Origin of the sequence: Acinetobacter sp. 766875, from assembly GCF_000582055.1 — a bacterium.
Taxonomy (GTDB): Bacteria; Pseudomonadota; Gammaproteobacteria; order Pseudomonadales; family Moraxellaceae; genus Acinetobacter; species Acinetobacter nosocomialis.
In genome coordinates this window covers 40,765-50,803 of sequence record NZ_JEXX01000029.1, presented here as the reverse complement: position 1 = coordinate 50,803, position 10,039 = coordinate 40,765, and the positions used below count along the sequence as shown (strand labels likewise).

8 protein-coding genes and 1 pseudogene are annotated in these 10,039 nt (G+C 40.5%); 6 read left to right on the top strand and 3 right to left on the bottom strand.

Features of this window, described 5'->3' with window-relative positions; translation table 11 throughout:
* The 3 genes and pseudogenes from J576_RS17740 to gspF all read right to left on the bottom strand — a co-directional run.
* A pseudogene (locus tag J576_RS17740) lies at positions 1–390 on the bottom strand (IS5-like element ISAba27 family transposase); the annotation flags it as partial.
* Between the two features lie 247 nt (positions 391–637).
* Entirely contained in the window at positions 638–1,219 is a 582-nt protein-coding gene (gene gspG / locus J576_RS17735) for a type II secretion system major pseudopilin GspG (RefSeq protein ID WP_002157033.1), read from the bottom strand.
* A gap of 23 nt (positions 1,220–1,242) precedes the next feature.
* Positions 1,243–2,448 (bottom strand): type II secretion system inner membrane protein GspF, encoded by a 1,206-nt coding sequence (gspF, locus tag J576_RS17730; RefSeq protein WP_002157042.1) that lies wholly within the window; start codon positions 2,446–2,448, stop codon positions 1,243–1,245.
* A gap of 148 nt (positions 2,449–2,596) precedes the next feature.
* Here gspF and J576_RS17725 point away from each other — a divergent pair, with 148 nt between their 5' ends.
* From J576_RS17725 to J576_RS17700, 6 genes are all read left to right on the top strand, one after another.
* A complete protein-coding gene (locus J576_RS17725; RefSeq protein WP_002156988.1) occupies positions 2,597–4,825 on the top strand; it encodes a primosomal protein N' in 2,229 nt (742 codons plus the stop codon).
* A 75-nt stretch (positions 4,826–4,900) separates the two neighbouring features.
* Positions 4,901–6,742: a monovalent cation:proton antiporter-2 (CPA2) family protein gene (locus J576_RS17720; protein WP_002156997.1), complete on the top strand. Its 1,842-nt coding sequence runs from the start codon at positions 4,901–4,903 to the stop codon at positions 6,740–6,742.
* Between the two features lie 165 nt (positions 6,743–6,907).
* Positions 6,908–7,783 (top strand): Hsp33 family molecular chaperone HslO, encoded by an 876-nt coding sequence (hslO, locus tag J576_RS17715; protein ID WP_002157035.1) that lies wholly within the window; start codon positions 6,908–6,910, stop codon positions 7,781–7,783.
* A gap of 136 nt (positions 7,784–7,919) precedes the next feature.
* Positions 7,920–8,531, top strand: coding sequence for a LysE family translocator (locus J576_RS17710; RefSeq protein ID WP_002157001.1), 612 nt, complete (start codon positions 7,920–7,922; stop codon positions 8,529–8,531).
* A gap of 149 nt (positions 8,532–8,680) precedes the next feature.
* Positions 8,681–9,640 (top strand): DnaJ C-terminal domain-containing protein, encoded by a 960-nt coding sequence (locus tag J576_RS17705; RefSeq protein ID WP_002156996.1) that lies wholly within the window; start codon positions 8,681–8,683, stop codon positions 9,638–9,640.
* Positions 9,641–9,651: 11 nt separating this feature from the next.
* Positions 9,652–9,981, top strand: a complete 330-nt coding sequence (locus tag J576_RS17700) for a chaperone modulator CbpM (protein ID WP_002157040.1) — start codon at positions 9,652–9,654, stop codon at positions 9,979–9,981.
* Positions 9,982–10,039 lie beyond the last annotated feature (58 nt).

Genomic DNA, 10,039 nt, shown 5'->3' with positions numbered 1-10,039 from the left:
TTTTTTTTTCGGACGTTCTATTGAACATTCTGTCGCATCAATAATGACCCAGTTAAACTGTTCGTCTGCTGTGGTAATGCTTCGTTTTGGCAGAGTAAACCGTCTTGATTTCATCAATGCATCTTCAACCTTTTTAATGGTTCGATTCACATTACTTTCAGCGATATGGTAATTTGCAGCCAACTCCAATTGAGTGCTGTAATTCCGTAAGTAATTGAGTGTTAATAATAATTGATCCTCTATAGCTAAAGTATGAGGACGCCCAGATTTCTTTTTAAGTGATTCTACTTCTTTTAAAACTTCGATCATTTCACTAAAAACTGGTCGAGGTACACCAACCAAGCGCTGGAATTCAGAATCTGAAAAACGATTTAATTTCTGATATCTCATGAAATTTAGATTGAGGTGGTTTTTACTTTCGCAAGAGGTCTAATATATAGCTTATTTTCTCTTATATTTTAACTTTCTTGTAACTATTAAATATGGGAATAATTCTTATTTTAAATCTCAAATCTAACTATTAACTTTATTATTTTATTTTCAAACAGTTATTATATTTTCGTGATTAAGAAAGATTATCAATTCGCATTATCGTTTTATCTTTTTAAACAAATCGATAATCTCTCTTACATTTTAATTAAGGCTGGTAATAAATATCGGCATCGTTACCTTCACCACCTTCTTTACCGTCTGCACCAAATGAATATAAGTCAAAAGGATGGCCATCTTTTCCAGGAATGACATATTGAATATCATTTTTCCAACTGTCTTTAGGGTAACCACCTTTCACATAACCACCTGGCATCCAGTTTTTTGCGGTAGCAGGCTGGTTAATGAGGGCATCTAAACCACCTTCTTGCATGGTTGGGAAATGCCCGTTATCAAGCTTGTACTGATCTAAAGCACCCGCTACACCCTTCAAGGTAATTTGAGTCGTATCGATTTTAGCTTTTTCACTACGGCCCATGACGTTCGGTACGATTAAAGCAGCCAATACCCCTAAAATCACAATCACAACCATAACTTCAATAAGGGTAAAGCCTGAGACACGTTTCATTCGAGCACCATTCGAACGTGCCGCAAGTCCGAAAACGCTTGAGGAATAAACATCTGATACAGAGCTATGCTCGGAATGGCTCGTTGGCTCAAGCTGATTTGAAACCACAGATTCACTATGTTGCTTCATCACTGTTTCGCTTTGAATATTTTTTACTTTCATCATTATCTCTAATATCAAAGTTATTAAATCATATTGTTCATATTTACGATTGGCAGCATAACCGCGATTACAATAACCAGCACAATGCTTGCCATTAGAACCAGCATAAGTGGTTCAAGTAATGCCAATAAGGTTGAAATAAATGTCGTCACCTCACGGTCTTGCATAGTCGACGCACGTTCTAGCATACGGTCAAGCTCACCTGATGCCTCACCACTTCGGATCATTTGTACCATCATTGGTGGGAAATAACCACTGCGCTCCAATTGCGTACCCAAGTTACCACCTTCTGTGACCCGTTCAGCAGCATGAGCAATTGAGTCACGGATCACCCAGTTATTGGTCACAGCAGCACCAATTTTTAGAGCGTCCACCAACGGCACACCCGAACGAGTCAAAATAGATAAGGTACTGGCAAAGCGTGCAGCATTAATACCACGGGACAGTTTACCGAATAATGGCAATTTGAGTGTTAAGCGATCAAAAGCATAATGACCAGCCGTTGTTTTTAAAAACCGTACAAAGGCAACTACACCCACAACTGCAAAAAGGATAATAAAGACCCACGCATGGCGAATAAAATCACTCGCTTTCATTAAAGCGACTGTAATCCATGGTAAGGCATCTTTGCTTTGATCGAAGGTTTTTACAATCTCTGGGACGACATAGGTCATTAATCCCATCACAATACCAAATGACATCAGCATTAAAATGATGGGGTAAATCATGGCACCTTGAACTTTCTTTTGCATGGCAAAACGGTTCTCGGTGTAGTCGGACAACTGATCTAAAATCAGATCTAAATGACCTGAACGTTCACCTGCGGCAACCGTTGCAATATAAAGGTCAGGAAAACGACCTGACTGTTGCATGCCTTGCGCAAGTGAATGCCCTTCTAAGACTCTTGAACGAACCGAGAGTAAAAGGTTTTGCACATGGGCTTTTTCACTTTGTCTGCTCACGGCGCGTAAAGCTTCTTCTAGAGGAATTGCAGCAGCAACCAAAACTGAAAGTTGTCTGGTCATCAGTGCCAAATCATAAGCACTAAACTTTTTCTGGAATAACCCGTGGCTTTGATGCTTGTCTTTTTGTTCAACAGGGTCAACGCTAATCGGAGTCCATGCTTTATCGCGTAATTGTTGGCGAATCTGACGTGCTGAGTCTCCCTCAAGCACCCCCTTTTGCTGCTTCCCTGAAGCATCAATAGCAGTAAATTGATATGCAGGCATGGTAATGTTCTAATTTTCCAAAAATAATAGTCGCTGCTGTTGCATCTATGCTACGCAATCATTCATATTCATTCTATAGCCTGTGTAGAATACCCAAGTCCTCTTCACGACGCTATGCCGTTTTTTAAAATTGACGAAATGAGCCTCTATGACCATAACGCCAAAACCTGATTCAGTTGTTTATCGTGTGCGTGTTGCCGTACCTGTGCATCTGTACGACACTTTTGACTATACACTCACCAAAGCACAATATGAACGGGCTCAGGTAGGTTCCCGCGTCGCAATTTCATTTGGACGGCAGAACCTGATTGGTATCATTACTGAAAAAGTTGACCCACAAGAATCATTTACAGGCACCTTTCAACTTAAAGCCATTTCTGAACTTTTAGATGATGAACCTATTTTAGATGAACAAGTTTTAAATTTATTGACATGGTCTGCCCAATATTACCAATTTCCGATTGGTGAAGTGATGCAAACGGCCCTACCCGCGTTATTGCGTCAGGGTAAACCAATGGATGTATTGTTTCATCTATGGAAAATCATTCCTTGTGACAATGTAGAAGCCTTGTTAAAGCGTTCCATTAAGCAACAAGATGCATATCAAATTTTAAAATTGCACCCTACAGGTACAACAGAAAATATTCTTAATTTAAGTGGTGTAGAAACGGCTACGCTTAAAGCACTTCAAAAGAAAGGTCTGATAGACTGTACACTTGAGCCCCATGACTTTAGTCCAGCACCTGTGCAATTGGCTCAAATGCCACTTACGTTAAATGATGATCAAAAGAAGGCAACTCAGCACGTCATTAATGTGCAGCATCAATACCAAGCATTTTTACTAGATGGCTTAACTGGAAGTGGTAAAACCGAAGTTTATTTGCACATCATGCATGAGGTGCTAAAGCAAGGTAAGCAAGTACTGGTGTTAGTGCCTGAAATTGGTTTAACCCCTCAAACTATTTCTCGCTTTAAGTCTCGTTTTAACTGCGACATTGCTTTATTACATTCAGGCTTAAATGACTCTAAACGCTTACAAGCATGGCAACAGGCACAGACTGGAAAGGCCTCTATTATTTTAGGGACTCGTTCCGCTATTTATACGCCACTGCCACGTTTGGGCCTCATCATTTTAGATGAAGAACACGACCTGTCTTATAAGCAGCAAGAAGGTTTCCGTTATCATGCTCGTGATGTCGCGCTTTATCGGGGCCACTTACAAGGCTGCCCTGTTATTTTAGGTTCGGCGACTCCAAGTATCGACAGTTATTACTTAGTAGAAACTGGCAAGTTAACTTCACTGCAACTTAACCAACGTGCAGGCCATGCGCTTTTACCTAAAATGCATTTGATTGACCTTAAAATTGTCAAAAAGCAGCATGGTATTAGTCAGCCTTTAATCGAGCAGATTAAAAATACCCTAGCAAGAAAAGAACAGGTTTTAATCTTTTTAAACCGTCGTGGCTATGCGCCTGTATTGGTGTGTGAAAGCTGTGGATGGCAAGCAAATTGTCCACATTGTGATGCACATTTTACGTTGCACACTCAGCCTTATTCTTATTTACACTGCCACCACTGCGGCACGGTTCATCGCTTGCCCGATCATTGCCCTGAATGTCAGCAAAAAAGCTTAAAAACTTTAGGTGCAGGAACCGCTAAGGTTGAAGAGCACTTACAAGAACTATTTCCAGATCATGATGTGATTCGAGTCGATCGTGACAGTACCAGTCGTGTCGGAAGCTGGCAAAAAATCTATGATCGTATTCATCAAAACAAACCAACAATTTTGCTCGGTACTCAAATGTTGGCAAAGGGTCACCATTTTCCACATGTGACTTTGGTTGCCATTTTAGATATTGATGCGGGTTTACTCAGTGTCGATATTCGGGCGCCAGAACGTACGGCGCAGCTGATTGTACAAGTCGCTGGTCGTGCAGGTCGTGGAGAACACAAAGGCCATGTTTATTTACAGACTTTAAGGCCAGATCATCCTTTACTTACCACACTCATCGAAAAGGATTATCGGGCAGTCGCAAAACAAACATTAGCTGAACGGAAAGTTGCATTACTGCCGCCTTATCGTTATGCGGTCTTAATTCGTGCTGAATCGAAAGATCGTGACTATACTTTGCATTTTTTAAATGAAGCTGCCGAACAACTTCGTCAAATTGCAGGTGATATTGTTGATATCTGGGGGCCGATTCCAGCACCAATGGAGCGTAAAGCGGGACGTTACCGCGCCCATATGGTGATTTTGTCTGCCGACCGTGCTCGTCTGCATTTTTACTTAAGACAATGGTGGGCTCAGTTGGTTCATGCACCAAGACAGCATCAACTCAGACTCTCTATTGATGTTGACCCACAAGAATTTAGTTAGATGATTTGAATATGATGGTGTGAAGAAGCCCTTTTGGCTTTACACTTAAAAAGATCAATACATTCGGGGTAATGAATGTCATTCCTACTGCAAGCAACTATTTTTCTTGGAGCTTCTCTGATTTTAGTCCCTTTGGGTAAACGCTTAGGGATTGCAACAGTTTTAGGTTATTTATTTACGGGCATCCTTCTTGGCCCGAGTGTTTTAAATATTGCTCATGACCCTGAAGCCATTATGGAACTGGCTGAGTTCGGCGTAATCTTACTTATGTTCTTAATTGGACTAGAGTTACGTCCACAACGGTTATGGGAAATGCGTGATTCCATTTTCGTGATGGGAAGTTTACAAGTGGTGATTACGGGCGCAATTCTCATGCTCACCGTATTGCTACTATTTCAGCAACAACTTGCTGCTAGCTTTGTCATTGGTTTTGCACTTGCGCTGTCTTCTACAGCCTTTGTATTACAACTACTGACCGAAAAACAACAGCTCAACACCACCTACGGTCAGCAATCGTTTTCAATTTTGCTTTTCCAAGATATTGCAGCGATTCCTTTATTGGCAGTCATTCCACTGTTAGCAGGAACCGAATCTACTCATCATGGTATTGCTTATTTTGCGGCCATCATCGCGACATTCAGTGGTCTGTTCCTATTTAGTCGTTACGTGATGCGTCCATTTTTCCGTTTCGTTGCAAAAAGTGGTGCAACTGAACTGATTACCGCAGTAGGGTTATTTATTATTCTTGCTGTTGTGCTACTCATGGATACTTTAGGCATTAGCACAACTCTAGGCGCTTTTCTCACTGGCGTACTTTTGGCCGACTCAGAATTCCGTCATGAACTTGAAGCAAGTATTGCTCCATTTAAAGGACTATTACTTGGTTTGTTCTTTATGACCGTAGGTATGACCACGCAACTGTCGTTACTGATTGAAATGCCTTGGCTCATTATTGGTGGAGCGATTGGCCTACTCGTCATCAAAACCCTCGTGTTGACTGCCATTGCCCGCTATAAAAAATACAGTTGGAACAATAGCCTGCTGCTTGGAACTTGCTTGGCTCAAGGTGGTGAATTTGCTTTTGTCATTTTAAGTCTTGCGAAAAGTGAAAAGATTTTAACCGATGCTTTATTAGAGCCTGTTACGCTAATTGTGACGTTGTCGATGGTCCTGACACCAGTGATTTACTGGATTATGGCAACTAAAATCATTCCTTTGTTTAATAAAGAACGTCCACCTGAATATGATGAAATTCCTCAGCAAGATAATCCAATTATCATTGCTGGGTTTGGACGCTTTGGACAAATTATTGCGCGTATTGCCCGCTTGCAGCACTTAGGCTTTACTGCTATCGACAACAACCTTCACCAAGTGGACTTTGTGCGTCGATACGGCGGCAAACTCTATTATGGCGATGTGACCCAGCCCGATTTACTTCGCTCAGCAGGCATTGAAAAAGCCCAAGTATTTATTCTGGCAATTGATGATGTCGAAGACTCTATGAATGTTGCACGACACCTGAGATTAAACTATCCACACATAAAGCTTCTAGCACGCGCTCGTGACCGCCATCATGTACACCTGCTAAGAGATTTAGGTGTTGAACATATTTGGCGTGAAACCTATTTATCATCATTAGGTATGGCTTATCGCGCTTTACGTGAACTCGGTATTTCCGATGAACAAGCTTATAACAATATCGAAATCTTTCGAGATTATGATGAGAAATTACTCATACAACAGCAAAGCATTTATACCGATGAACAAAAGGTTTTTGAAACTCATCGTAATGCGCTGGCTGAACTTGAGCACCTATTTGAAAGCGATGCACAGCAAGCCACATCAAGACATGACGTGAATTTAAAGCGTCATTTACAACCAAATCGTATCGACATTACACGAGATCACGAAGAATAACTTGAGATTTCGCAAAATGGCTATATTAAGGACTTATTCACATTGCCTAAATGATTGCGACAATCGGTACAAGAGTTGCCGATGTCCTGCTTGCAGCCACGCTGCATTCCCTAAGCTTGATTAAACCGAAGTTGTTATAATCTGCTTAGGGCCCTGGAGAATATTATGTCTGATTTACGCCAACGCTTTTATATAGAGGACTTTCCTGTTCGCGGTGAAGTAGTTCATCTGGAAGAAGCATTACAAACTATTTTAGCTCAACGCGACTACATGCATGCGGTTAAGATTCTATTAGGCGAGATGTTGAGCGCGACTGCATTACTTGCAAGTACTTTAAAAATCAAAGGCCGTATCAGCTTGCAAATCCAGGCTAGCGGCTCTTTCAAATGGGCCATGGCTGAATGTAATCACTTAGGTGAAGTTCGTGCTTTAGCAGACTACGAAACAGATCCACGTTTTGTTGAAGCAACTGACAGCAGTACAGTCCTTGGCGCTTTAGTTAATCCAATTTTATTTATTAACATCGAACCTGAGCATGGCGAGCGTTATCAAGGGATCGTACCTCTTGACCAAACAAACTTAGCGGGCTGTTTGATGCAGTATTATGATTTATCTGCTCAAATTCCAACTCGTATTGTATTGGCAAGTACAGCTAAACGCTCTGGTGGTTTACTCATTCAGTTATTACCTCGTCATGATGAGGAAGAGCAAAAACTGGTTGATGAAGATTTATGGCCACGTTTAACCATGCTGACTGAAACGCTCAAGCCTGAAGAACTAACTGAGCTTTCAGCGAATGAAATTTTGTATCGTCTTTATAATGAAGAAGAAGTACGCTTGCCAGAAGTTGAACACTTAAAATTTGGCTGTACTTGCTCTAAAGAGCGCTGTGCTAAAGCACTCATTCAAATTGGTGTTGATGCTGTTCATGAAACATTGGAAGCACAAAACCCGATTCAAATGGATTGCCAGTTCTGTAATACTCGTTATGAATTCACTGCCGAAGAAGCATTGGGTTTATTTGGTGAACACTTGAGTTAATCCCTTAATTTATAAAAAGGCGGTCAAACCGCCTTTTTATTTATCTATAATTTTTGATGAGAATTTTCAGCATGTTATTTTAAATCAGTTAATATGAGCTTACTTTATAACCCAATAAATAAGATGCTTATATTTCATGAATTATTTTGATTATTTTCTCTTTATTTTCAGTGTCATTATTATGATTGCGACCCCTGGCCCAGTCATGATTTTGGTGGCAAGCGCCGGACTGAAAGGCGGATATAAAAAAGCACTGGAAACCATTTTTGGTACAAATCTCGCCTCACTGGTTTTAATTTTTATTTCGGTACTCGTACTTAAAGGAGTACTCGGTATTAATGAAAGCTATTTAAATATTATTCGTATTTTAGGCTGTCTCTATATTGGCTATTTAGGACTTAATATTCTCAAAGAAGTCATCCAAGCCCCTCATCCGGAAGCAATACAAACCGTTTCTGCCCAAAATGGTGGTTTTAAAAAAGGCTTTTTAGTGGGTATTTCAAACCCTAAAGATATTATTTTCTTTTCAGCTTTCTTTCCTCAATTTGTCTCTATTTCACCTAACCTAAATTTCAGTTTGACCCTTCTTACACTGACATGGATTGTTTTAGATTTTTTAACCCTATCTTTAGTTTATGTATTCTTCCGTCGCCTTTCTAACAGCCACTTATACCCTAAAATACTCGGCTTATGCGGCCTATTGCTTTTATTAATTGCCCTATACGGTTTATATCAAACTTTCATATAAAGAATGAGAGGCATAGTCCTAATTGACTTATGTCTCTTCCACCTAGTCTCCCATTTTTGTAAGAGAACAACTCTTATACAATCTAGCTCATTGAAAGCCTTAAAAATTGTTTCATAATGAAATAAATAACACCATCGTGATAAAACATTATGGCCAAAAATTATTATGAAGAATTAGGGGTTAAACGAGAAGCCTCTGCTGATGAAATTAAAAAAGCATATCGCAAATTAGCTCGTAAATATCACCCCGATATCAGCAAAGAAAAAGATGCAGAAGAAAAGATGCAGGCTATTAACGTCGCCTACGACACCTTAAGTAATGCCGAAAAAAAGGCTGAATATGACCAAATGTTAGACCACCCACAAGGTTTCAACGGCTTTGGCCAAGGTGCAGCTCAAGGGGGATTTGATGGTGCACGCTTTTATCGTCAAGGCTTCTCAGGCGGCGGTGAACAAGCTGACTTTAGCGGCTTTGAAGACTTATTTGGTCGTTTTGGTGCAGGCTTTGGTGGTGGACAGCAACAATACCAAAGGCAACAACGTAGTTATCGGGGTGAAGATCAACATGCCAGCATAGAGGTCGATCTTGATATTGCCTATCATGGGTCAACACAACAGATTACCTTGCAAATTCCGACTGTGAATGTTTATGGTGAGCCTGAGGTACAGCGCAAAACCCTACAGGTGAAAATACCTAAAGGGATGAAGGAAGGCCAACAAATTCGTCTAAGCGGACAAGGGCAAAGTGGCATCAATGGTGGTGCCAACGGCGATCTTTATATCGAGATTCAATATAAAGATACAGATCGTGTTCATGTGGAAGGCAGTGATGTATATTTAACTGTAGATGTAGCGCCTTGGGAGGCCGCATTAGGTCAAGGTATTGAAGTAAAAACACCTGCAGGACCTTTACATGTCAATTTACCAAAAAATGCAAAACAGGGACAACAGCTACGTTTAAAAGACAAAGGGATACCAAATAAAACGCCAGGCCATCTTTATTTAATTTTAAATATTGTATTCCCACCTGTGCATTCTGAAAAAGAAAAAGAAGCCTATCAGCAATTGGCAGAAGCCTTTGCTTCATTCGAACCTCGTTCATCTCATTAGGGAGCAAGATCATGACAACCATCCATTATCGAGAAATTGTATGTGACGGCCACACCTTTAGTGCTGAAGTCGTTGATGAACAATGTACATTTGATCTGCAACAATTTGCTCAAGCCTGTGGTCAAAGCCCGGACTGGATTCTAGAGCTCATTGAGTACGATATTTTAGCGATTGATACTCCACCTGAAAAACATCAGTTTTTGGGTGAAGATGTTATTCGTGCTCGTAAAGCGTATCGTTTGCAACGTGACTTTGATGCAAGTTTGGCAGCAGTTGCGGTGATGTTAGATTTGATTGATGAAGTGCAACAACTTAGAAAACAGTTGAAGCATTTCCATTAAGATTTTTTCTTCTAAATAATCTTTAAAGTAGGTATGAACTAACGTGATGGGCGGCATG

Coding starts and splice junctions, on each gene's coding strand:
- gspG (WP_002157033.1), bottom strand. CDS start 1,219: ATGAAAGTAAAAAATATTCAAAGCGAAACAGTGATGAAGCAACATAGT.
- gspF (WP_002157042.1), bottom strand. CDS start 2,448: ATGCCTGCATATCAATTTACTGCTATTGATGCTTCAGGGAAGCAGCAA.
- J576_RS17725 (WP_002156988.1), top strand. CDS start 2,597: ATGACCATAACGCCAAAACCTGATTCAGTTGTTTATCGTGTGCGTGTT.
- J576_RS17720 (WP_002156997.1), top strand. CDS start 4,901: ATGTCATTCCTACTGCAAGCAACTATTTTTCTTGGAGCTTCTCTGATT.
- hslO (WP_002157035.1), top strand. CDS start 6,908: ATGTCTGATTTACGCCAACGCTTTTATATAGAGGACTTTCCTGTTCGC.
- J576_RS17710 (WP_002157001.1), top strand. CDS start 7,920: ATGAATTATTTTGATTATTTTCTCTTTATTTTCAGTGTCATTATTATG.
- J576_RS17705 (WP_002156996.1), top strand. CDS start 8,681: ATGGCCAAAAATTATTATGAAGAATTAGGGGTTAAACGAGAAGCCTCT.
- J576_RS17700 (WP_002157040.1), top strand. CDS start 9,652: ATGACAACCATCCATTATCGAGAAATTGTATGTGACGGCCACACCTTT.